Origin of the sequence: Cellulosimicrobium sp. I38E (genome assembly GCF_001647255.1) — a bacterium.
Lineage (GTDB): Bacteria > Actinomycetota > Actinomycetes > Actinomycetales > Cellulomonadaceae > Cellulosimicrobium > Cellulosimicrobium cellulans_E.
The window spans coordinates 172,142-195,857 of sequence record NZ_LUAZ01000001.1 but is presented as its reverse complement, the minus strand read 5'-3'; the positions used below and the strand labels follow the sequence as shown (position 1 = coordinate 195,857).

At 73.4% G+C, this 23,716-nt stretch carries 13 protein-coding genes; 5 read left to right on the top strand and 8 right to left on the bottom strand.

Translation table 11 applies throughout. From position 1 onward, the window contains the following. Nucleotides 1–37 precede the first annotated feature (37 nt). Nucleotides 38–1,591: an aminoglycoside phosphotransferase gene (locus A0J59_RS00810; RefSeq protein ID WP_255364854.1), complete on the top strand. Its 1,554-nt coding sequence runs from the start codon at nucleotides 38–40 to the stop codon at nucleotides 1,589–1,591. Between the two features lie 60 nt (nucleotides 1,592–1,651). On the opposite strand, the gene A0J59_RS00805 is transcribed toward A0J59_RS00810, so the two are convergent. The 5 genes from A0J59_RS00805 to A0J59_RS00785 form a co-directional block, all read right to left on the bottom strand. Further along, complete coding sequence (locus tag A0J59_RS00805; protein ID WP_255364853.1) at nucleotides 1,652–4,300, bottom strand: glycoside hydrolase family 2 protein; 2,649 nt, start codon at nucleotides 4,298–4,300, stop codon at nucleotides 1,652–1,654. Next, entirely contained in the window at nucleotides 4,297–5,301 is a 1,005-nt protein-coding gene (locus A0J59_RS00800; protein WP_064314897.1) for a carbohydrate ABC transporter permease, read from the bottom strand. Before A0J59_RS00800 ends, A0J59_RS00805 begins: the two co-directional genes overlap by 4 nt. Next, entirely contained in the window at nucleotides 5,298–6,257 is a 960-nt protein-coding gene (locus A0J59_RS00795; protein WP_082141224.1) for a carbohydrate ABC transporter permease, read from the bottom strand. The genes A0J59_RS00800 and A0J59_RS00795 overlap by 4 nt, the downstream gene beginning before the upstream one ends. A gap of 127 nt (nucleotides 6,258–6,384) precedes the next feature. After that, nucleotides 6,385–7,695, bottom strand: a complete 1,311-nt coding sequence (locus A0J59_RS00790) for an ABC transporter substrate-binding protein (RefSeq protein ID WP_047232927.1) — start codon at nucleotides 7,693–7,695, stop codon at nucleotides 6,385–6,387. 268 nt (nucleotides 7,696–7,963) lie between these two features. After that, the gene (locus A0J59_RS00785) at nucleotides 7,964–8,983 is read right to left on the bottom strand and encodes a LacI family DNA-binding transcriptional regulator (protein WP_047232926.1); all 1,020 of its coding nucleotides are present in this window, start codon (nucleotides 8,981–8,983) and stop codon (nucleotides 7,964–7,966) included. A gap of 164 nt (nucleotides 8,984–9,147) precedes the next feature. On the opposite strand from A0J59_RS00785, the gene A0J59_RS00780 reads away from it, so the two are divergent. Together A0J59_RS00780 and A0J59_RS00775 are read left to right on the top strand one after the other, a co-directional pair. Further along, nucleotides 9,148–10,164: a LacI family DNA-binding transcriptional regulator gene (locus A0J59_RS00780; RefSeq protein WP_082918621.1), complete on the top strand. Its 1,017-nt coding sequence runs from the start codon at nucleotides 9,148–9,150 to the stop codon at nucleotides 10,162–10,164. Between the two features lie 283 nt (nucleotides 10,165–10,447). Then, complete coding sequence (locus A0J59_RS00775; RefSeq protein WP_064314896.1) at nucleotides 10,448–13,993, top strand: glycosyl hydrolase; 3,546 nt, start codon at nucleotides 10,448–10,450, stop codon at nucleotides 13,991–13,993. Between the two features lie 209 nt (nucleotides 13,994–14,202). On the opposite strand, the gene A0J59_RS00770 is transcribed toward A0J59_RS00775, so the two are convergent. Both A0J59_RS00770 and A0J59_RS00765 read right to left on the bottom strand, forming a co-directional pair. After that, entirely contained in the window at nucleotides 14,203–14,826 is a 624-nt protein-coding gene (locus tag A0J59_RS00770; RefSeq protein ID WP_047232925.1) for a LysE family transporter, read from the bottom strand. Between the two features lie 159 nt (nucleotides 14,827–14,985). Next, nucleotides 14,986–18,429, bottom strand: a complete 3,444-nt coding sequence (locus A0J59_RS00765; protein WP_156532710.1) for a cellulase family glycosylhydrolase — start codon at nucleotides 18,427–18,429, stop codon at nucleotides 14,986–14,988. A 223-nt stretch (nucleotides 18,430–18,652) separates the two neighbouring features. Between A0J59_RS00765 and A0J59_RS22175 the strand changes: the two genes are divergently transcribed. Both A0J59_RS22175 and glgB read left to right on the top strand, forming a co-directional pair. After that, nucleotides 18,653–20,161 carry a glycosyl hydrolase gene (locus A0J59_RS22175; protein WP_082141223.1) on the top strand — a complete coding sequence of 503 codons (1,509 nt, stop codon included), beginning with the start codon at nucleotides 18,653–18,655 and terminating at the stop codon, nucleotides 20,159–20,161. A 98-nt stretch (nucleotides 20,162–20,259) separates the two neighbouring features. Then, nucleotides 20,260–22,491, top strand: coding sequence for a 1,4-alpha-glucan branching protein GlgB (gene glgB / locus A0J59_RS00755; RefSeq protein ID WP_064314894.1), 2,232 nt, complete (start codon nucleotides 20,260–20,262; stop codon nucleotides 22,489–22,491). Between the two features lie 263 nt (nucleotides 22,492–22,754). On the opposite strand, the gene A0J59_RS00750 is transcribed toward glgB, so the two are convergent. Continuing rightward, entirely contained in the window at nucleotides 22,755–23,705 is a 951-nt protein-coding gene (locus A0J59_RS00750) for a tetratricopeptide repeat protein (RefSeq protein ID WP_064314893.1), read from the bottom strand. Nucleotides 23,706–23,716 lie beyond the last annotated feature (11 nt).

Here is a 23,716-nt window from a genome sequence, read left to right as displayed (position 1 = left end):
TGATGGCATGTAGGCGACCTGGACCCGGGAGGCACGTGTGACGGTACGGCGGACGGACCCGCCCTCGGCGGAGCTCATGGAGCTCCTGGACGCCTGGCTGCCCGCGCGGCGGTGGTACCCCGTCAAGGGAGTCGCCGTGCGCCACGTGCCGTGGCTGTCTTTCGCGCTCGACGTCCCGGCGTCCGCCGCGACGCCCGGACCGCCCGACGACGCGTGGCCGGGGACGCGCGTCGAGCTCCACCTGCTGCGGCTCGTCGGCGACGGCGTGGACCTCGTCGTGCAGGTGCCCCTCGTGCTCGAGCCGGTGACCCCGCCGGGCGACCCAGCCCTGGGCGACACGACGCCGGGCGGCGCGGCGCCGATCGGGACGCTCCCCCCGGGCGGCGCCGACGACGGCGGGTGGGTCGTGCACGACGGCGCCGCGCACCCCGCGTGCTGGGCGGCCCTCCTGGCCGTGGCGGAGTGGGAGAACCCGGGCACGGCACCGGACGGGGCGAGTCCCCGCGGCGGAGGCCCCGACGCCGACACCGACCTCACCGGTGGACGCGCGCTGAGCGTCGAGCAGTCGAACAGCTCGGTGCTGCTGCCGCGGGTCGCCGGCGGGAGCATGCTCAAGGTCCTGCGCGCCATCGCGATCGGACCCAACCCCGACGTCACCATCCCCCGCGCGCTGGCGGCCCAGGGCTGGGCCGGGGTTCCCCGGCCGCTCGCGTGGCTCGAGGTGACGTGGGACGCGGCGGACGACCCGGCCGCCGTCGACCCGGGCGCGGACCACCGACCGGGAGAGCCGACCGCGGGGGGCGGGGCGCCGCCGTCGGGCACCGGCGCGGGTCCGGCGGCGACCCGCTCCGCGCACCTGGCGATCCTCAGCGAGTTCGTCGAGGGCGCGCGCGACGGGTTCGACCTCGCCTGCTCCTACGCGGGGCAGGACGCCTCGTTCGCCGACCTCGCGGCCGACCTGGGACGCGTCCTCGCCGACCTGCACGGCGCGCTCCGCAGCGCGTTCGGCGTGGGCTCGCCCGTCGACGCGCGCTGGCTCGTCGCGGACCTGCGACGGCGCGCGGACGAGGCCGTCGCGTCCTCCAGCGCGCTCGGACGGCGCGCGGCGGACGTCGCCGCGTTCTGGGACCGGACGTCCGCGCGGCTCGCGAACGTCACGCGCGTCCCCGACGCGCTCCCCCGGCTCCAGACCGTCCACGGCGACCTGCACCTCGGCCAGGTGCTGCACGCACGCCGGTTCGGCTGGAAGGTGCTCGACTTCGAGGGCGAGCCCCTGCGGCCCGTCGCGGAACGCACGCGCCCGGACCTCGCGCTGCGCGACGTCGCCGGGATCGTGCGGTCGTTCGACTACGCCGCCGCCGTGGGGCGCGCGCGCGACGCCGCGTGGGCCGTCCAGGCACGCACCGCGTTCCTCGACGCGTACGACCGGGCCGACACGGCCGGCGTCGACCGCGCGACGTCCGAGGCGCTCGTGCGGGCGCTCACGCTCGACAAGGCGCTCTACGAGGTCGTGTACGAGTCGCGCAACCGCCCGGACTGGGAGCCCATCCCCCTCGCCGCCGTGGACCGCCTGCTCGCGGGCAACGCCTGACCCGGGAGCCCTGGAGGGAGGAACCCGGTCGGTCGCCGGGTCCCTCCCTCCGGACACGGGTCAGCGCCGACCGCGACCGGTGACGAGCTGGTTCGTCGAGCGCAGCACGCGCGGGGCGACGAGGGCCCCGGGCTCGACGCCTGCGAGCGCCGCGTCGGGTCCGGTGACGTGGAACGTCACGGACTCGCCGGGCAGGAGCGTGACGAGCATGTCGTCCGCGCGCAGACCCGGGTGGAGCTTGTCGGCCAGGAGCGCGACGTCGCGCACGAGGTTCTCCGCCGTCACCCGCACGGCCCACCCGGCGGGCTCGCGGTGCACCTCGGTGACGAGGCGCGGTGGCGTGAGCGACGCGTCGCGCGGCTCGGCGAACCACCACAGCGCGCGAGCTCCGCCGAGCGTCGCGACGAGCAGCTCGGCCGCCGCGTCGTCGGGCGTCGCGACGTCGCGCGGCACCTCGATGCTGGTCGTCCCGCGCGCGTCGACCCGGGCCGGGACCGACGTCACCCGCCGTTCCGTGCCGTCGAACGACAGGCGTCGCACCACGACGTCGCCCGACCACGTCTCGTCCGTGTCGTTGGCCACGACCACGACGAGCCGGTCGGTCTCGTCGCCGGCCGGGACGCCGCCGTCCGCCGACCGCGGCTGGACGGTGAGGAGGCGGTCGGCATGCGCGTGCGCGAGGGCGTGCAGGAGCGGCTTGGCGCGCCCGTCGCCGTCCACCGCGGCCCAGGACGTCACGGGCCAGCAGTCGTTGAGCTGCCACACCACGGAGCCCATCGTGCGCGGCGCCCACGAGCGCAGGTGCTCGACCGCGACCTGCACGGCGACCGCCTGGTTCCAGGACATCGCCCAGTGCCAGTCCTCCATGTCGTCCGGCAGCGGCACGTGCCGCACGAGGCCGTCGGTGAGCTTGTCGTTGCCCTGCGCGGCCTTCTGGTGCACGAGCATGCCGGGCGACTCGGGCGTGAGCGGGTCGTCGCTGATCGCGCGCGTGAGCGTCGACCACGTGGGCGGGCCCTGCCAGCCGAACTCCGCCATGAAGCGCGGCACGTCGTCGCGATATCGCGGCCAGTCCTGCCGGTTCCACAGCTCCCACGAGTGCATCGAGCCGTGGTCGGGGTCGTTGGGGTGCACGTCGAGGCTGCCCGACCACGGGCTCGACGGTGTGTACGGGCGCGTCCCGTCGAGCTCGTCGAGCACGCCCGGGAGCAGCTCGGTGTAGTACCCCAGTCCCCACGACTTGCCCTCGAGCCGCAGCTCCCAGCCCCACGCGCCGAAGCCCCAGATGTTCTCGTTGCTCCCGTTCCACACGACGAGGCTCGGGTGCGGGGCCAGGCGCGTGACGTTGTCGCGCGCCTCGGCCTCGACCTCCGACCGGAGGGGCTCGTCCTCGGAGTACGCGGCGCACGCGAACGCGAAGTCCTGCCACGTGAGGATGCCGCGCTCGTCGCACAGGTCGTAGAAGTCGTCGGCCTCGTAGATCCCGCCGCCCCACACGCGCAGGAGGTTCATGTTCGCGAGCTCCGCCTGGTCGAGCCGGGCGGCGTAGCGCTCACGCGTCACGCGGTGCACGAACACGTCGTCGGGGATCCAGTTCGCACCCTTGACCCACACCTCGCGTCCGTTGACCACGACGGTGAACGACGTCCCGTGCGCGTCCGGCGTGAGGTCGAGCCGCGCGTCGCGGAACCCCGTGCGCCCGGCCCACCCGTCGAGCGCGCCGTCGCCCGCGGCGAGGGTCACCTCGACGTCGTACAGCGGCTGCTCCCCGTACCCGCGCGGCCACCACAGCGCCGCGTCCGGGACGTCCACCGGCACGACGGCGGTCGTCGCGCCCGCGGGGAGCGCCACCTCGGCGTCGTGGCGGCCGGAGGGACCCCGCAGCGCGACGCGCACGGCGAGCGGACCGTCGCTGCCGGGACCGGGGGCGCCCGGGTCGAGCGGCGCGCGCTCGACGTCGACGTGCACCGCGACCCGGCCCGGCGCCGTCGCGAGGTGACCCGCCCGGGAGGACGCGTCGTCGGGCAGGTCCACCGAGACGAGCGGGCGCACGGACGCGACCCGCGCCGTGGACCAGGACTCGAGGCGCACCGGCTTCCACAGCCCGACCGACGGCGCGTCGATCCCCCAGTCCCACCCGAAGCTGCACGCGGACTTGCGGATCGCGTTGTACGGGTGCTTGTTGACCTGCGGGCGGTAGCCGAGCGCGAGGGACTCGCGGTCGGCGTAGCGCACGGGGGACGCGAACCGCACGACGAGCTCGTTCTCGCCCTCGCGCAGCAGGTCCGCCACGGCGACGCGGAACGTGCGGAACTGGTTGCGCGCGCTCAGGACGCGCGTGCCGTTGAGCGACACCGTCGCGACCGTGTCGAGCCCGTCGAAGGCGAGGTCGTGCCGGTCCAGGCCGGGTGCGTCGGACGCGGACCACGCGAACGTCGTCCGGTACTCCCAGTCGCAGCGCCCCACCCAGGCGACGAGGTTCTCGTGGTCGTCGAGGTAGGGGTCGGGGATCAGCCCCGCCGCGAGCAGGTCGGTGTGGGCGCTGCCGGGGACCGTGGCCGGGACCTCCACGCCCGCGACGTGCGCGGGGACGGGCCCCGCGACGGCGCGCGCCGTCCAGCCCGCGTGGAGCTGACGCCGGACGAGGCGCGCGGGGTCGGTCGCCGGCACGGCGGGTGCGGTCGGCGTCGGGGCGGTCGTGCTCGTCACTTGGTGGCTCCTGAGGTCAGTCCGTTGTAGATGTAGCGCTGCAGCAGCAGGAACGCGACCAGCGTCGGGACGATGACGAGCACGGTCCCGGCGGAGATCACCTCCCACTGTGCGCCGAAGGGGCCCTTGAAGCGGAACAGCGACGTCGAGATGACGCCGAGGTCCCGCTTCGGCATGTAGAGCCAGGGCAGGTAGAACTCGTTGTAGATCGCGATCCCCTTGATGATGATCACGGTCGCGATCGCGGGCTTGAGCAGCGGGAAGACGATGCGCGCGTAGATCGTCAGACGGTTGGCGCCGTCGAGCATGGCCGCCTCGTCGAGCGACCGCGGGATCGACTTCATGAACTGGAGGAAGATGTAGATCGAGATGATGTCGGTGCCCATGAACAGCACGATCGCGGCCCACCGGGTGTTGAACAGGCCGAGGCCGCTGACGATCTGGAACGTCGCCACCTGCGTCGTGACCCCCGGCACGAGCGTCGCGAGCAGGAACGCCCCGACGACGAGCCGCTGGCCCCGGAACGTGAAGCGGTCGATCGCGTAGGCGGCCATCGTGCCGATGATGATCGTCCCGGTGAGGGCCACCACGAGGATGATCGTCGTGTTGACGAAACCCTGGAGCATGCCCCCGCGCGTGAAGGCCGTGACGAAGTTGTCGAGGTTCGTCCAGCTCGACGGCGGGTCGAGCGGCCCGGTCTCGCGGAACTCGGCCTGCGTCTTGAAGGACGCCATGAAGATCGTCACGAGCGGCACGACCGCGACGAGGCATGCCGCGACCAGCGACGCGTACTTGAGCGTGGTGCCGACGGGGCCGAGGACCGGGCTCGCCCCGCGCGTCCAGCGCGCCCAGCCGGACCGGACCCGGTCGGTGGCCGACGGCGCGGGGAGCGGGCGGGCGGGCACGTCGCGCGGACCGGGGGCCGTCCGGGGCGCCGGGGCGTCCTCCGCCCGGGAGGCGTCGTCCTGCGCGGCGGACGTGCGCAGCGGTGCGGCGCTCATACGAGGTCACCTCTCTCGTCGGGGACGATGCGTCGCTGCACCCACGAGATGAGCAGGACGATGATCAGCAGGACGACCGCCATCGCCGAGGCGAGACCCACCTTCGAGAACGTGAAGGCCGTGTTGACGGTCTGGATGACGAACGTCTCCGACCCGTTCGCGCCGCCCGTCATGATGAACGGCATCTCGAACACCGACAGCGCTCCGGACACGGCGAGGATCACCGACAGCCCGATGATCTGCCGGATCCCGGGGGCGATGATGAAGCGGAACTTCTGCCAGGCGTTGGCGCCGTCGAGGTCGGCCGCCTCGTAGAGCTCGTTCGGGATCGACTGGATCGCCCCGAGGAAGAGCACGAAGTTCAGACCCATGTAGCGCCACACGCTCGTCGCGGCGAGCGAGACGTTGACGAGCGACGGGTCGCCCAGCCACAGCGGCGGCTCCGTGAACCCGAACGCGGCGAGGAACGCGTCGAGCGTCCCGCCGGGCCGGAAGAAGTAGAGGAAGACGAGCCCGATCGCGACCCCGTTGATGAGGTACGGGAAGAAGATGATCCCCTTGAACCAGTTCCGGAACCGCGTGCTGAAGCTGAGGATCGTCGCGAAGTACAGCGCGAGGACGAGCTGCACGGCGGCGCCCACGAGGTAGTACAGGCTCACGAGGAACACGCGGAAGATCTCAGGGCGCGTGAAGATCTCGACGTAGTTCTTCCAGCCGACGGGCTCCTTGACGGGGTCGAGCCCGTCCCAGGACGTGAAGCTGTACCACACCATGTTCGCCACGGGGACGTAGGTGAACAGCAGCAGCATGCCCACGGGGACGAGCAGGAAGAGCCACGGCGTGACCCGCCACCCGCCCTTGGTCGCTCCCCCGCCCGGGGCGGGACGACGTCGTCCCCTCAGGCGTGCCGGGCGCGTCGCTCGGAGCGCACCGGCCGGTCCGGTGACCGCGGCCATCGCAGTCGCCTCCTTCGTTCGTGCTCGCTGGGTCGTCGCTCGCCGGGGCCGGCGAGGCTCGTGCCGGGGGCGGTCGCGCCCCGGGCGGGGCGGCCGCGTGCCGTCGGGCGCGCGGCCGCCCGCCTCGTCAGCCGACGACCTCGGCGCGGGCCGTCGCCCAGCGGTCGTTGAGGTCGGCGAAGAACGACGCCTTGTCGCCGTCCGCCGCGCCGCGCGCGACGTCGATGTACTGGCGCCGGAACTGGTCGCCGTTGAGGTCGATCTCCGCGGCGTTGTAGATGTCGGCCAGGAGGTTCTCCTCACCCTCCGGCGCCGGGGCGATCTCGACCTCCTCGACGCCGAACGTCTCGAAGTCGGCGAGGATCTCCGGCGACTCCCCGCCCACCTGCGGCGCGAGCCCGCCCTGGCTCGCGGCGAAGCCCGACTCGTCGAGGAACCAGTACAGCCACGCCTCGGCGGCCTCCTTGTTCTCCGAGTGCTTGGAGATCGCGAGCTTGTAGTCCGCCCCGACCGTGGAGTGGAACGCGCCGTCCGTCTGCCACGGCATCGGCCAGAACCCGATGTCCTCGCGCGGGTTGCCCGCCGCCTCCGCGGCGTCCTGCATCTGCGTCACGGCCCACGAGCCGAGCACCATGCTCGCGACCTGGCCGGTGCCGACGAGGTTCTTGGACTCCTCCCAGTTCGTCGTGGTCGGGTCGGGCTCGGAGAGGCCGGCCTCCACGACGTCGAACAGGAGCGAGTCGATCGCGTACTGCTCCTCGCCCTCGGTCCACGGCGCGTCCTGCTCGGTGCGCAGGTTCACGGCCTCCGGGCCGTCGATCGAGCCCTGGTTGGACTGCCACTGCGTGAGCGGCCAGCCGTCCGCGTAGTTCGTGTAGTACGGGACGGTGTCGGGCGAGCTGTCCTTGATCGCCTTCAGCGCGTCGAGGAACTCCTCGGGCGTCGCGGGCGGTTCGGTGATCCCCGCCTTCTCCCAGACCGGCTTGTTGAGCACGTAGCCCATCGCGGTCCCGAACGTCGCGAGCCCGTAGACCTGGCCCTCGTACGCCTTGTCGTGGATGAAGCGGTACTCCTCGCCGAGCTCGTCGACCGTCCCGAGGGGCTCGAAGAAGGTCGAGAGCTGGTCCGCGTCGACGGTGTTCGGGATGAGCAGGACGTCGCCGTAGTCGCCGGAGTTGAGGCGGATCGAGACGTCGCCCTCGTAGTCCGTCACCGCCTCGAACTCGACGTCGACGTCCGGGTAGGTCTTCTGGAACTCGGTCACGTAGTCCTGGAGCACGGTGTCGACGATGTCCGTGCGGTTCGTCAGGACGGTGATCGTCCCCGACGGGCCGTCGCCGTCCCCGTCGTCTCCGCCGGTGGAGCCGCCGGAGCAGGCTCCCAGCACGAGCACCACGGCCGCGGCCGTGCTCGCGGCAAGGATGCGCCTCTTCGCCATCTCGATCCCTCATTATCGTCGTCGTTGACAGTGCGCGCCGCCCCGATGCGGATACAGCGCTTAAGCCGTTCGGCTGTGTGGTGCACCGGATGATCAGGTCCGGTGTCGATGAGGACGAGTGAAGCGGTTAAGTTATCGTAAGTCAACGGCGCTCGGTCACGGTTCGGTCACGACGACGAGAGCGTGCACCCCGGGCGCGCCGGCCTCGAGGACGGACCCGTCCGCCCGGACCGTCCGCGCGGACCGGGCGCCCGGGCCGGGCCCGGTGTCAGCTCTCGACGCGGCGTGCGGTCGTGCCCCGGGGGCGCAGCGTCGGCGTGGAGTCCAGGAAGCTGCCGCCCGTCCGGCCGTCGATGCGGTCGAACAACCGCCTCGCGACGTGGGCGCCGAAGCTCGTCACGTCGTGGCTCAGAGCCGACAGCCGGGGGTACGTCGCCTGGCACAGCGGGGAGTCGTCCCAGGCGATGATCGACAGGTCCGACGGCACACGGACGCCGAGCTCGCTCGCCACGCCGAGACCCGCGAGGGCCATGACGTCGTTGTCGTAGATGATCGCCGTCGGCCGCTCCGGTCCCGTCAGGAGCGTGCGCGTGGCGCTCGCCCCCTGGTCGGCCGTGTAGTCGGTCCGTCCGATCTCGCCGCGCACGCCGAGGCGCGCCACCTCCTCGCGGAACGCCTCGTCGCGGATGTGCGTGTGCCCGAAGCTCGTGACCCCCGCGACGCGCGCGATGCGCCGGTGACCCACGGCGTGCAGGTAGCGGACCGACTCGCGCATGGCCGAGGCGTCGTCGGTCCACACGTTCGTGAGGTCGCCGGCGAGCGCCGGGTCGCCCACCACGACGGCGGGGATCGCGTCCGGCTCGGACAGCCAGGCGACGCGCGGGTCGTCGAGGCGGAGGTCCACGGTCACGACGCCGTCGACCCGGCGCGCGGCCCGCCACTTGCGGTAGGCGCGCAGCTCGGCGTCGAGATCGGGGACCACCTGGAGGAGCAGGCCGTACGACCGCGCCGCGAGCTCGGACTCGATGCCCGCGATGAACTGCATGTAGAACGACTCGAAGCCGAGCGTGCTCGGGTCGCGCGCGAGCACCAGGCCCACGGTCTCCGTGCGCGCCCCCGAGAGCGAGCGCGCGGCCGAGCTCGGCTCCCAGCCCAGCTCCGCGGCGACAGCGAGGATGCGCGATCGCGTCTCGGCCGACACCCCCGGCCGGTTGTTCAACGCGTACGACACCGCACCCGTGGACACGCCTGCCCGCCGAGCGATGTCCGCGATCGTGATCCGGGCCATGGTGCGCTCTCCTCGTCGTCGGGACGGCCCCCGTGCCGTCGCCCACACGCTGCACTGAAGCGCTTCACCTGTCAACTGCCGCGCCTCGGCACGCGGCGGCAACCACCAGTCGGACGCCGCAGCGCCCGGCCACCCGCCCCCGTCGCCGCTGCTAGGGTCGGCCCGTGCAGAGGCCGCAGCAACGAGCCACCCTGGCCGACGTCGCGCGGCTCGCCGGGGTGAGCGCCAAGACCGTCTCCCGGGTCTACGACGGCAGCACCAACGTCTCCCCCGACACCCGGCGCCGCATCGAGGAGGCCGCCGCGCGCCTGAGCTTCCGGCCCAACCTCCTCGCGCGCGACCTTCGCCACGGCGGGGTCTCGTCCGCCGTCGGCTTCGTGCTCGGCGACCTCACCAACCCGTTCTATTTCCAGGTCGCCGCCGGCATGGAGCGCGAGCTCGCGCTGCACGGTCTGACGATGGTCCTCACGGCGACCGAGGACGACCCCGCCGAGGAGGAGCGCGTCGCCGGGACGCTGCTCGCCCAGCGCGTCCGCGCGCTCGTCCTCGTGCCGATCGCCCAGGACCAGTCCTACCTCGAGAGCGAGCGCCGGCTCGGCACGCCCGTCGTGACGATCGACCGCCCCGCGCACAACCTCCTCGCCGACTCGGTCGTCCTCGACAACCGGGAGGGCACCGCGGAGGCGGTCCGGGCGCTCACGCGGCTCGGCCACCGCCGCATCGCGTTCGTGTGCAGCCCGGCGGACCTGTACACGCACGCCGAACGTCTCGCCGGCTACCGGGAAGCGCTGCGCGAGGTCGGCGTCACGGACTCGTCCGCGTGGGAGCGTCTCGACGACGCCGGCGGGAGGAGCACCGAGGCCGCGGTGCTGGACGTCCTCGACCAGCCGGATCCTCCGACCGCCGTCGTCACCGGCAACAACCGTGCGAGCGCGGCGCTCGTCCGCGCGCTCGGTCCAGCGCGCGACGATCTCGCGTACGTCGGGTTCGACGACTTCGACCTCGCCGACGCCTTCGGGTTCAGCGTCGTCGCCTACGACACCCGCGAGATCGGCCGCGCCGCCGCACGCCGCGTCCTCGAACGGCTCGCCGACCCGCAGGGCGCACCGGTCCACGTCCGCATCCCCACCCACCTCGTCGCCCGCGGTTCCGGCGAGCGTCCGCCCGCTCGGTCGAGCTAGAGGCCCGGACACCCGAGATCGCTAGGCCCAGGAGGCTGCTCACCGGGTCGGACCCAGGGTCGCGAGGTGGGAACCTCGGGAGTGCCACCTCACGACCGCACGTCCCCATCTCGAGTCTGGGACCCCGCCATGCCAACGATGGCATCCGAGCGCGCCGACCACCCGGCCCCTCCCGGCGACTACGGGCATCTTCGCTCGCCTAGCCTCATGTCAACGTTGACATTCGTCGAGCTCGGCCCTAGCGTCCGCTGGGTCAGCACACCCCTCGGACGAAGGAGTCCTCATGTCCCGACGCTCACGTCGGTGCGCCACAGCCGCTGCGGCGGCGCTGTCGCTCCTCGCGACGCTCACGCTCGCGGCGACGCCCGCGTGGTCCTCTCCCGGTCCGGCAGCGGGGTCCTCCGCCGCCGACCCGCCCGGCGGCGAGCCCGTCGTGGTGAGTCTCGACGACTTCGACGGCTACGGCGACGACGCGGCGCTGTCGTCGCTGTACCCCCGCAACACGAACGGCGGGACGAACACAGCGACGCTCGTCGACTCGCCGTTCGACGCCGAGGGCGAGGACCTCGGGAGCGCGATGCGGTTCGACTACGCGTTCACCAACGGCTACTCGGGTCGCTCGCGCGCGGTCGACGGCTACTGGCCCGGCCTGCAGGCGGTCGAGCTGTGGATCACGAACGGGACGCCCGGTCAGGACGTGCTGCTGCAGCTCTCCGACGGCGCGTCGTTCGAGGCGCACCTGAACGACGTCGCGGGGTTCGACCCGACGTCGACGGAGGCGCAGCGTGTGCGCGTCCCGATCGAGGACTTCCGCCCCAAGTCCGGGACCGGCATCCTGCGCACGAGCGGGATCACCTCGTTCGCGCTCTACGTCAACCAGGTCGGGGCGGGGACGGGAGGCACCATCGTGGTCGACGAGATCGATCTGCTGTTCGACGTCGCACCGCCGGTCCCGGAGGTGACGTTCCCCGTGACGGAGCTGCGCACCGACGGCGCCGGGAACCTCCTCACGCTGCTCGCCGAGCACGCCGTCGTCCCCGACGGCGCACGGGCCGTCCAGGCGACGTGGACGTCCGACGACCAGGCGGTCCTGCGCGACGCGACCCGGCCGGAACCCAAGGGCGACTTCCGCGCCGAGGGCCGGGTCGGCGTCGACCTCCACCAGGTACGCCTCTTCGTCCCGGCCGAGGACGGCGGCGCGGGCACGACGTTCGCCGTCGACGTCGACACCCACCTCGAGGTCGAGGTGACCGACCTGCCCGCGCCGGTCGACGTCGTCGACTACCTCGACGCGATCACGGGCACCGGGATGCTCTCCGCGATGCACCACGACCAGTCGTACGCGAACCCCGCGGCGAACGACGTGCTGCACCAGCGCGTCGCGAACGAGTTCGGCGTCTACCCGGCGCTGTACAGCGCGGACTTCCTCACCGGCCAGACGGTCCCCTACCGCGAGAACATGGTCGACGAGGTGCGCCGTCAGTGGGACGCCGGGAACCTGGTGCAGATCATGTTCCACGTCTCGCCGCCGCAGTACACCGTGGCCCAGGAGGTGCAGGGCGGCTGGGGCGGCGACCAGGCGCACGAGACGCTCCCGAGCCCCAACCGGATCTACTCGTTCCTCTACGAGGACCAGTGGGACGAGCTGCTCACCGACGGCACGGCTCTCAACGAGAACTGGAAGCTGCGCCTGGACGAGTACGCGCGCCTGCTCCAGCCGCTCGAGGACGCGGGCGTGACGGTCATGCTGCGCCCGTTCCACGAGATGAACCAGCACGTGTTCTGGTGGGGCGGGCGGCCCGGGCTCGACGGCAGCGCCGGCCTGTACCGCATGGTCCACGACTACCTCGAGCAGGAGAAAGGGCTGTCGAACATCGTGTGGGTCTGGAACGTCCAGGACCTGCCCGACGACTACGGCTTTGCCGACGGGGATCCCAAGTTCGACCGCTACGAGGGCCTCGAGGGCGGGCTGCCCGAGTACGACGCCAACGACTGGTCGAGCTTCAGCCCTGGCGCGGACTACTACGACGTGCTGTCCGTCGACTTCTACGACGTCGAGGGCTACGCGCCGCGGCACTACGAGCAGGCGCAGCGCATCGCGCAGCGCGACGGCAAGCCGATGATCGTCGGCGAGACGTTCGTCTTCCCGACGCAGGACGAGATCGCCGCCCAGCCGGACTGGTCGCTCGCCATGCCGTGGGGTGTGCGGACGTGGAACTACAACACGCCGCAGGCCATGGCGACGTTCTACGAGCACAGCATCGGTGCCGCGGGGCTGCCCCGGTTCACGACGCGTGACAACACGGCGACACCGACGGCCACGGACGCGCGCGTCGTCGGCGTCGTGAACCCGCACGGGTACGAGGTCGCCGCGCTCGCAGTGCGCTACTCCGCGCCCCTGCCCGCGGGCGAGCTCGACCCGGCGGCGTTCGCCGTGCGGGCCGATCTCGACGGCCCGACGCCGGAGACCTCGTCGGACGGCCCGCGCACCGTGGTCCGAGCCTTCACGGCAGCAGGGCCCGACGGCGCCGGCTCGCCCGGGCAGGAGCCCGCGCCCGGCGCGTGGGTGGTCCTCGAGCTCGACACGTCCGACGCCAACGCGGCCGGGACGTTCTACTCCGGGACGACGCAGACGTACGACCTGGCCGCCGCGTACTCCGTCACGCAGGTCGCCGACCTGAGCGTCGGCGCGACGACCGTGCCCGCGTCTCTCGACCCGGTCGCGGCGTCAGCGGTCGACACGCCCGTCGTCGACGAGTACGAGGCCGGGACGTGGGCCGGGCCGGGCGACGCGTTCCGGTACCGGCTCTTCACGCCGCACGCGTACCGCGAGGCGCCGGACGACGACACGCTCTACCCGCTCGTGCTCACGCTCCACGGCACGGGCGAGACCGGCACCGACAACGCCGTCCAGCTCCTCGGCAACCAGCTCTCGGTCGCGTTCGCCGCGCCCGAGCGCCAGGCGAGCGACCCGGCCTTCGTCCTGTCGCCCCAGCGCGCGCCCGACCAGGACTGGCTCACGCCCAGCGGGCGCGAGGCGCTCGTCGGGATGGTCGAGGACCTGCTCGACCGCTACCCGGTCGACCCCGACCGCGTGTACCTCACCGGGCTCTCGCGCGGCTCGCGCGCGAGCTGGCCGCTGCTCGCCGAGGACGGCGACCTCTTCGCCGGAGCGCTGCTCGTCGCAGGTGGTGAGTCGGCCGAGCTCACGGCGCAGATCGCCGACCTGCCGGTCTGGGTGCACCATGCGATCGACGACCCGACGGCGCCGTACGGCCTCACCCTCACCGCCCTCGAGGGCCTCGAGCACGCGGGCGCCGTCGTGACGCGCGGCGAGTGGGCGGGCAACCTCCCGCGCGACGCGGCCGCGGCGCGGGCACAGGCGCTGTGGGACGAGGCCCGCGCGGCCGGGAGCGACGTGCTCCACACCGCGTACTCGCCCGGCACGACGGGCACGCCGGACCAGCTGGCGTACCCGCACTCGTCGTGGATCCCGACCTACGCGAACCCGGTCGTCCTCGACTGGCTCTTCGCGCAGTCGCGCGACGGCGACCCGGCGGTCTCGGTCGAGGCGTCGGCGCGCTGCCTCGCCGGGAAGGCCTACGTCGCGGTCCGGGCGACGAACGACGGCGACGCCCCGGTGGGCGTCACCCTCACCACGCCGTACGGCAGCAGGACGTACTCGGCCGTGGCGCCCGGCGTGAGCGCCTACCAGTCGTTCGCGTCGCGGGCGACGGCGTTCCCGGCGGGAACCGCGACCGTCACCGTCACCGCGGGCGACGGCATCACGACGCTCGACGCGCCGTACGACGCCACGACCTGCGGGTAGCGTCCGACCTCCCCGCACGTCGTCCACCGTCGAACGACGCCCCCGCCGCCCGCCCGGGCGGCGGGGGCGTCCTCGCTCCGTCGGGCCCCGCACCTTCGGCCTCGCACCGTCGGGCCCTGCACCCAGCGACCGTGCACCCAGAGACCCTGCGTCCGGTGACCATGGGTGCCCCGCGCCGTACCGGCTCGTCGAGCCCGACCTTCACCCCCTCAGTGGACGGCGGCGAGCAGGACACCGACCCCGACGAAGAGTCCGCCGAAGAGCCGGTTGACGGTGCGCTGCCCGCGCGGGCTGCGGGTCAGCCGCCGCAACCCTGTCGCAGCGGTCGCGAAGAAGAACCACATGACGAGGACGTCGATCACGACGACCGTCACCCCGAGCACGACGTACTGCGGCAGCAGCGGCCGGTCCGGACGGACGAACTGCGGGATGAACGCGAGGAAGAAGACGATCGCCTTCGGGTTCGTGAGGTTGACGAGGAGCCCGCGCCGGACCATGGACCACCGCGGCTCCGGGCCGCGCGCGACGGCGTCGCCGTCGTCGCCGCTCGGCCGCGACCGCCACTGCCGGATCCCGAGGTAGACGAGGTAGGCGGCGCCGCCGTAGCGGACGACGTCGAACAGGACGGGCGAGCCCGCGACGAGCACGCCGACGCCGGCCGCCACGATCGCCACGTGCGCGACGAGGGCGAGCTGCTGGCCGAGGATCCCCCAGATCGACCGCGCCCATCCGACGCCGATCGAGTTGGCCATCGTGTTGACCGCTCCCGCGCCCGGCGTGAGCGAGATGAGCACCCCGGCGGCCGCCAGGGTCGTCCAGACCGACCACGCCATGGCGGACAGGATAGGCGCCCGCCGGCGGTCGCCGAGCACCCGAGCGCGCCACGTACCCAGAGCAGCGTGCACCCAGGGCGGAGCGCCCCGGGCACGACGACGGCCCGCGCGGCCCTTCCGGCGCGCGCGGGCCGTCGTCGTGCCAGTCTCTCCGACTGATCAGCCGCAGGCGGCCGCCGCGTACGGGGCGTCGAGCTCGACCGCGTCGCCGCCCGAACCGACGGTGACGACCGCCGACTCGGCGGGCACCGACGTGGCGCGGACCGCGAACGACTGGTACGCGTTGACCCCCGGCGCGACGGCCGCGAAGACCCTGCTCCCGTACGGCGTGCCGAGCGTCACGGCGACGGGCGCGTCGCCGTCGTTCGTCGCCCGGACGGCGACGTACGCCTTGCCGGCGAGGCACCGCGAGGTCGCCTCGACGGTCACGGGCACACCCGGTCCCGCGACGGCGGTCCGGACGTCGTCGACGACGAGCACCGCCGGCCCGCCGCCCCCGAGGTAGAACGAGATCTCCGTGACCGTCTGGAGGTCCGGGCGACCGCCGCCGCCCGCCCACGGCGGGAGCGCGAGGTCGGCGAACGGCACGTGCACGACCCCCGCGGGCTGCGGGCCGACATCGGGCAGCACGGTCTCCCAGAACTGGCCGCCCGCGACGACCTGCACGGTGACGTTCTGCCCCGCGCCGAGGCCGGAGCGGTCGAGCCACAGGTCGAGGCCCTCGTAGCCCCACCACGACTGCGGCGCGTCGAACGTGCGGGTCACGCCCGCGTACCCGGACGACGCGAGCGTCGTCGCGAGCCGCATCGCCTGACCGCCGTCGGCGCCGGGGACGAGCGTCGACGTGATCGGGTCTCCCCCGGCGTTCGCGCGGTGCGCGGCGGTGAGCGCCGCGTCGTCGGCGAAGCCCTCGTAGTCCTCGACCACGAGCGGCTCGGTCGGCAGCGCGTCGGTCGCGAAGCTCCGCGGCCCGCCCGTCATGCCCGTGCTCCCGGCCCCGTTCACGGCCTCGACGTGCCACGTGTACGACGTCGCGGGGTCGAGCTCCACGGCCGGGGCGAGGCTCGTGCCGCGCACCTCCGCGGACACGAGCGGCGTGCCGACGGCGTCGGTCCGGGCGAGCGTCACGCGGTAGGTCGCGGCCTGCGCCGCCGGCTCCCACCGCAGGGTCGGCGTGCCGCGCAGGGCGGGCGCGCCGTCGTCGGGTGAGAGGGCCGCGAACGCGCCGGGAGCGGCGAGCTCCCCGCCCGTACCGAACAGGCGCACGTCGCCGAGCTGTTGCGCCCACTCGGGCGTCGCGGCAGCGGGCCAGACGGCGCGCACCGCGTCGGTTCCCGCGGGCAGGGGCGCGGTGTACGCGAAGCGACCCCACGCGCCGCCCACGGTCCCCGGAGCGCCGGCGACCCCGACCTCGAGACCGCGCCACGCGCCGTCGACCCGCGCCTCGAACGTCAGGTGCGCCGGATCGGCGTCCGGCCAGTACCACCCCGTCGCCTCGAGCCGCGTCAGGCCGTCCGCCTCCCACGCGAGCGAGGCCGCGCCGGGCGCGTCACGCTTGGCCCGTCCGGCGTCCCCGCCGAACAGGCCCGGGTTGCCGGTGTCGATGCCGACCGACCCCTCGACGCTCGCCCCCGCCAGGTCGTCCAGAGCGTCGTCGACCACGGGCAGGTCGGCGGCGCCGCGCAGCGTGACGCGCTCGAGCCGCGCCGACGAGCCTGCCGGCCATGTGACGCGGAGCTGCCCGCCGTGCGCCGCCGAGACCGCGACGCGGAAGCGCCCGTCCCCGTCCGGCCCGACGACGGTGCTCGCGGCGGCCCACGTCTCGCCGTCGGCGCTGGTCTCCACGACGAGCGCCGCGACGTCGGCGGCGGTCGCCGCCCGCACGCGCAGCTCCGCGCCCGTGAGGCCGTCGTGGGCCCACGTCGCGTGCGCGGGGTCGTCACCGGCCGGGCCGAGGAGCGCGGCGTCGCCGTCAGGCATGACGCGGAGCCCGGCATGGTCGACGAGCGGGCGCTGCGTCTCGAGCGGGTCGACGACGACCTGCTCGCCCGCCGCGACGACGACCGGCTCGGAGGCCGGGCCGTCCGCGCCGTCCGCGCCGACCGGGACGACGCGGTAGGCCGCGTCGCCGCCCGCGGACGTGTCGAGATACGGCTCACCCGTGTCCGTGAGGCCCTCGGCGACGGCCTCGAACGCGCCGCTCGGGACGCCGTCGGACACCGCCGCGCGCTCCACCCGGTACGTCGCCGCACCAGCAGCGCCGCGCCACGACACCTCGTGGAAGCCGTAGGTGCTGCCGACCGACGTCACGAACGGCTGCCCCACCTCGACGGGGATCGGAGCGCCCGCGAGCGCCGCCGAATAGCCGCGGATCGCCGCGACGTTGCCACGCATGCGGTCGTCGGTGCCCGGGTAGTGCAGCGTGAAGCCGTCGTCGTGCGGCACGAGGCCGGACGCGTCATCGTGCCCGAAGAGGGACCAGAACATCATGCCCGTGACGTCGGGCTCGGCCGCGAGCGGCTCGAGCAGCTCGGGCGTCGCGGCGGTCGAGGCGTACTCGCCGGCGACGTACACCTTCCCGGCGTCGGTGATGCGGGCCGCGTCCGCGCGGACGCCGCTCGCCGTCGGCGGGTAGTAGTGCACGTCGACGATGTCGACGAGCGGGGAGGCGAGCGTGTCGTCGTCGATGCCGAATCGCTTGCCCGCCGCGACGAGCTGGCGCGGCGCGCGCTCGGAGATCTCGGTGGCGACGTGCTCGATCCACTCCGGCGTCATGCCCTCGAGCTCGTTGCCGAGCTCCCACGCGAGGACCGTCGGGTCGTCCTTGAGCGCGAGCCCGGTGTACGGGTTCACGTGATCCATGACGTGGCGCACGTAGTCCGTGAAGTCCGCGACGACGCGCGGGTCGGAGTAGAACTCCGCGCACGGCGTGAGCGGCGTCGTCGGCGCGCACAGCCCGTACGGGGCCCCGAAGTCGCGGTGCCCGCCGTGGTAGTACGCCCACTCGTCGGTGAGCGGCAGGATCAGACGGATGCCCTTCGACGCGGCGTACGCGACCGCGTAGTCGACGCTCGCGAAGGCCTCCTCGTGGTAGCCCTCCTCCTTCGAGGGCAGGATCGCGAGCTCCGTACCCGTCGACGCGAGCATGTGCGAGCGCACGACCGTCACGCCGAGGTTCGAGGCCGTGTCGAGCGCGTCGCGGATGCGGAAGGCCGTCGGGTAGTCCACCGTGCCGGGCGGGACGTTCTCGTCGAGGCCGAGCCAGTAGATGTTCGTCCCGTTGAAGCGGAACGTCTCGCCGTCGAGGACGAGGCGCGTGCCGTCGCGCTCGACGAACGAGGTGTTGCGGCTCTCGCCGAGGGGTGCGCTCACGGCGGGGATCTCCTTCGTCGGGGCGGCGGCGGTGCTGGCCGGGCTGCCGTCTGCGCTGCCTGCGGCGGCGCCGACGGGGACGACCGTACCCGCGAGCGCCAGCACGACGGCGGTCGCCAGGCCGAGCGGTCGGCGCCCGGCAGGTGGCCGACGTCCGGCGTGCGGTCGGCCTCGGTGGGTGTCGGCGTCGCCCGCGCGGGGCCTCGCCGCACGCAGTGGTCGTGGGGTCATCGTCCGCTCCTTCGCGTCGGTGGCGCGCCGGCCGCCCGACGCAGGGCGACCGTAGATCGTGACGATGCAGCATGTCAACGCTGTCACGATGATACCGCTCCCACGCTCGAGGCTAGAGATACCAGTGCATTAAGCGGTTCATGACAACGGTAGACAGACCTATCGGCACGGTACTACCGTTGCCGCCCGTCAGGCACCACTCACGCAACGACGCGGAGGACGCATGCGACACCTCACCCCAGCCCACGGCAGACCCGGCAACGCATCCGGGCCTCGACCCGACGCGACGACGACCGCCCGCCCGAGCACCCCACGACGAGCCCTCGCCGCGCTCGCCGCGGGCCTCGCGGCCCTGCTCGTGGCCACGCTCGTCCCGACGGCCCCTGCCGCGCACGCCTTCCCGGCGCGTAACAAGCAGGCGGTGATCGACTACCTGCGGTCCATCACCGGGACCTCGATCGTCTCGGGCCAGCACAACAAGGAGCCGGCCTCGGCACCCGGTCAGTACACGCAGCAGGTCCGCGACATCACCGGCCAGTACCCGGGCCTGTGGGGCGGCGACCTGATGTTCCGCGGCGAGGACCAGGCGAACCGGCAGCGCGTCGTCGACCAGGCGAAGACGGAGTGGGCGAACGGATCGCTCGTCGCGCTCACGTGGCACGCGTGCTCCCCGACCGGCCCGGCGACGTGCGAGTTCGAGGGCGGCGTCAAGACGCAGATCAGCCAGAACCAGTTCGAGCAGGTCGTCACGGGCGGCACCGCGCTCAACCAGACCTGGCGCGCGCGCATGGCCGAGGTCGTGCCGTACCTGCGCCAGCTCAAGGACGCCGGGGTGCCCGTGCTGTGGCGGCCGTTCCACGAGATGAACGAGACGTGGAACTGGTGGGGCGGCCGCGCCGGGGTCAACGGCGGCGCGAAGATCTACCAGCAGATGAAGGACTACTTCGACTCCCAGGGGCTCGACAACCTCATCTGGGTCTGGAACGTCCAGGACAACCCGAACGCGAACTGGTCGAGCTACTACCCCGGCAGCTCGTACGTCGACGTCGTGAGCCTCGACGTCTGGTACAAGAACCACCCCAGCCAGTCCGACTACCAGCAGCTCCAGTCCATCGCCGGGAGCAAGCCCCTTGCGATCGCCGAGATGGGCAAGGTCCCGAACGACGCGCTCCTCACGGCCCAGCCGCGCTGGAGCTACTTCATGGTCTGGTCCGAGCAGCTGCGCGGGAGCAACACGAACGCGGAGATCCAGGCGGCCTACTTCCACCCGCGCGTGCTCAACCAGGGCGAGGTGCAGCTCGGCTCCGGCGGCGGATCACCCGACCCCGGCCCGACGCCCGCGACCGGCGCGATCGTCGGGCTTGCCGGCAAGTGCATCGACGTCGCCGCGTCGGGAACCGCGAACGGGACCGCCGTCCAGCTCTACACGTGCGCGCCGGGCGTCGCGCAGACGTGGGAGGTGCGCTCCGACGGCACGATCCGCAACCCGAACGCGGGCAGGTGCCTGGACGTCGCGGGGCAGGGCACGGCCAACGGCACGGTGGTCCAGATCTGGGACTGCAACGGCTCGGGCGCGCAGCAGTGGGTGTACTCGGCCGCGACGCAGTCCCTGCGCAACCCGCAGGCGAACAAGTGCCTCGACGTCACGGGCCAGTCGTCGGCGGACGGGACGCGGCTCCAGGTCTGGGACTGCACGGGCACCGCGAACCAGCGGTGGACCCTGCCGTCCTGACTCCCCGGTCCGGCTCGCCCGGCGGTCGCGAGCGCCCCCTCGCGATCGCCGGGCGAGCCTGTCAGGTGCGCGGCGAGCCGACGTGGAAAGGTTGCCCCATGACCGGGCCAGCCGACTCCACCACCCCGCCCCCCGTCGTCGTGCCGCCGGACGCGCTCGCCGCCGCCGCGGCGGGCCGCACGTTCGACCCGCACGCCGTGCTCGGCCCGCACCTGGCGCCCGACCCGGGCGACGCGCGCGCCGTCGTCCGGGTCCTGCGCCCGCTCGCCGACGAGGTCGTCGTCGTCACGACCGACGGCGAGCACGCGGCCGCGCACGAGCAGGACGGCGTGTGGGCCGCGGTCGTCCCGGTGCACCAGGACGCCGACGGCACCCGGCACGCCCCCGACTACCGCGTCCGGGCGCGCTACGGCCACGAGGCCACGACCGACGACGACCCCTACCGCTTCCTGCCCACGCTCGGCGAGGTGGACCTGCACCTCATTCGGGAGGGGCGGCACGAGGAGCTGTGGCGCGCGCTCGGCGCCAACCTGCGCACGTATCCCAGCGCGCTCGGCGACACCAGCGGCACCGCGTTCGCCGTGTGGGCACCCAACGCACGCGCGGTCCGCGTCATCGGCGACTTCAACGGCTGGGGCGCGACGCACCCGATGCGCTCGCTCGGCTCGACCGGCGTCTGGGAGCTGTTCGTCCCGGGCGTGGGCGCGGGCGCGCGCTACAAGTACGAGATCCTCGGCCCCGACGGCTCATGGCGGCAGAAGGCGGACCCGCTCGCCAAGGCGGCGGAGGTGCCGCCCGCGACGGCGAGCATCGTCGTCGAGTCGCAGTTCGCGTGGACCGACGACGCGTGGCTGGCCGCGCGCGCCGCCCACGACCCGCACACGCAGCCCCTCAGCATCTACGAGGTGCACCTCGGGTCGTGGCGCCAGGGGCTGTCGTACCGCGACCTCGCCGAGCAGCTCACCGCGTACGTCGTCGAGCAGGGCTTCACGCACGTCGAGCTCCTGCCCGTCGCCGAGCACCCGTTCGGCGGCTCGTGGGGCTACCAGGTCACGGGCTACTACGCCCCGACGTCACGCTTCGGCCACCCCGACGACTTCCGCTACCTCGTCGACCGCCTGCACGCGGCCGGCATCGGCGTCGTCGTCGACTGGGTGCCCGCCCACTTCCCGCGCGACGAGTGGGCCCTCGCCCGCTTCGACGGCACGCCCTGCTACGAGCACGCCGACCCGCTGCGCGGGGAGCAGCCCGACTGGGGCACGTTCGTGTTCGACTTCGGGCGCAACGAGGTCCGCAACTTCCTCGTCGCCAACGCGACGTACTGGCTCGAGGAGTTCCACGTCGACGCGCTGCGCGTCGACGCCGTCGCCTCCATGCTCTACCTCGACTACTCGCGCGGCCCCGGCCAGTGGCACCCCAACGTGCACGGCGGGCGCGAGAACCTCGAGGCCATCGCGTTCCTCCAGGAGGCCAACGCCACGGCGTACCGGCGCACGCCCGGGGTCATGATGATCGCCGAGGAGTCCACGGCATGGCCGGGCGTCACCCGGCCCACCTCCGCGGGCGGCCTCGGGTTCGGGCTCAAGTGGAACATGGGCTGGATGAACGACTCCCTGCGCTACGTCGCCGAGGAGCCGATCAACCGCCGGTACCACCACCACGAGATCACCTTCTCGATGGTCTACGCCTACTCCGAGCAGTTCGTCCTGCCGATCAGCCACGACGAGGTCGTGCACGGCAAGGGCTCGCTCTACGGCAAGATGCCCGGCGACGACTGGCAGAAGCGCGCCGGCGTGCGCGCGTTCCTCGCCTACCAGTGGTCCCACCCGGGCAAGCAGCTCCTCTTCATGGGCAGCGAGATCGGCCAGCACTCCGAGTGGAACGAGGGCCGGTCGCTCGACTGGGACGGCCTCGCCGCCGACCCCGGGCGCCAGGGTGTCCAGCGCACCGTGCGCGACCTCAACGCCCTCTACCGCGCGACTCCCGCGCTCTGGGAGCTCGACCACGACCCCGCCGGCTTCGAGTGGCTCGACGCCGACGACGCCGACCACAACGTCCTCGCCTACGTCCGCCGCGGGCGCGACGGGGGCGAGGTCGCCGTCGTCGTGAACTTCGCCGGCACGCCGCACGAGGGCTACCGCGTCGCGCTGCCGTCCGGCGGGGCGTGGCGCGAGGTGCTCAACACCGACGCCGAGGTCTACGGCGGGTCGGGGGTCGGCAACCTCGGCGAGGTCGAGGCGGAGGCCGTGCCGTGGAAGGGCCGCGCGCACTCCGCGACCCTGCGCCTGCCCCCGCTCGGCGCGCTGTACCTCGTCCCGTCACCGAGGTAGAGGTCTGGTCCGCCGACGTCGAGGTCTGGTCTGCCGACGTCGAGGTCTGGTCACCCTGGGTGGTGGGTGGGGTGGTGGCGCCGGGTCTACCATCCGCCGCTCGTCCCTCGCGGCTCCCGCCAGCCCCGCCACGACCCGGCGCCACCACCCCACCCACCCGGCTTCGTCTCGCCTTGTGCGGTGCATCCCTCAGCGCCACGGCGGCCGGTCACCGCAAGGTGACCGGCCGCCGTCGAGAGGGGTGCTTACGCCGCGCTCGTGTCTCAGTAGAGGCTGATCGCGAGGCGCTGGCGGGCCTTGCCGACGCGCGGGTCGGTGGGGCCGACGACCTCGAAGTAGTCGAGGAGGCGCACGCGCAGCTTCTCCTTGGCGTCGGCGTCGGCGCCGGGGAGGAGGTCGAGCAGGCGGCCGAGCGCGTCGTCGACGTGGCCGCCGAGGATGTCGAGGTCGGCGATGGCGAGCTGGGCGTCGACGTCCTGCGGTGCGGCGGCGGCCGCGGCGCGGACGGTCCCGAGGTCGGCGTCGCGCGTGCGCTGGAGGAGCCGCACCTGGGCGAGACCCGCGACGGCGAGCGCGTCGCGCGGGTCCTGCTTGATCGCCTTCTCGTAGGCCGCGACGGCGGCGTCGAGGTCGTCGCGCTCGATCGCGTCGTACGCCTCCTGGTGCAGCGGCGGGAGCTCGGGCTCAGGCTCCGGGGCCGGCTCGGCGGGCACCGGCTCCCCGTCGCCGCCCTGGGCCGGCGCCCGGCCGGTGACGCCGTTCGCCTCGGCGGCCTGGAGCACCTGGTCGATCACCGAGCGCACCTGCTCCACGGGCGCGGCGCCCTGGAAGAGCGGCACCGGCTGGCCCTGGAGGATCGCGACGACGGTCGGGACGCCCTGGACCTGGAACGCGGCGGTGATCTGCGGGTACGCCTGGGCGTCGACGCGGGCCAGGAGGAAGCGGCCGGCGTACTCGTCCGCCAGCGCGCCGAGGTCGGTCCCGAGCTGCGCGTTCGCCTGGTCGGTCGGGATCCACAGCAGGACGACGACCGGGTACTGCGTCGAGTCCTGGACGACCTGGCCGAACGTCTCGTCCGTGACGTCGACGACGTAGCCTCCGGCCGCGGGCGCGCCGCCCTCCTCCCCCGGCGGCGGGGACTGCGGCCGGTTCAGCGCGGACAGGTCGACCGCTCCGCGCACGTCGAACGCGGGCTGCTGGGTAGGTTCGCTCATGGACGCAATCC

What these genes read in the sequence shown, in the direction of transcription:
- A0J59_RS00775 (WP_064314896.1), top strand. Translation starts at nt 10,448, where the DNA reads ATGTCCCGACGCTCACGTCGGTGCGCCACAGCCGCTGCGGCGGCGCTG.
- glgB (WP_064314894.1), top strand. Translation starts at nt 20,260, where the DNA reads ATGACCGGGCCAGCCGACTCCACCACCCCGCCCCCCGTCGTCGTGCCG.
- A0J59_RS00785 (WP_047232926.1), bottom strand. Translation starts at nt 8,983, where the DNA reads ATGGCCCGGATCACGATCGCGGACATCGCTCGGCGGGCAGGCGTGTCC.
- A0J59_RS22175 (WP_082141223.1), top strand. Translation starts at nt 18,653, where the DNA reads ATGCGACACCTCACCCCAGCCCACGGCAGACCCGGCAACGCATCCGGG.
- A0J59_RS00765 (WP_156532710.1), bottom strand. Translation starts at nt 18,429, where the DNA reads ATGACCCCACGACCACTGCGTGCGGCGAGGCCCCGCGCGGGCGACGCC.
- A0J59_RS00750 (WP_064314893.1), bottom strand. Translation starts at nt 23,705, where the DNA reads ATGAGCGAACCTACCCAGCAGCCCGCGTTCGACGTGCGCGGAGCGGTC.
- A0J59_RS00800 (WP_064314897.1), bottom strand. Translation starts at nt 5,301, where the DNA reads ATGAGCGCCGCACCGCTGCGCACGTCCGCCGCGCAGGACGACGCCTCC.
- A0J59_RS00795 (WP_082141224.1), bottom strand. Translation starts at nt 6,257, where the DNA reads ATGGCCGCGGTCACCGGACCGGCCGGTGCGCTCCGAGCGACGCGCCCG.
- A0J59_RS00790 (WP_047232927.1), bottom strand. Translation starts at nt 7,695, where the DNA reads ATGGCGAAGAGGCGCATCCTTGCCGCGAGCACGGCCGCGGCCGTGGTG.
- A0J59_RS00770 (WP_047232925.1), bottom strand. Translation starts at nt 14,826, where the DNA reads ATGGCGTGGTCGGTCTGGACGACCCTGGCGGCCGCCGGGGTGCTCATC.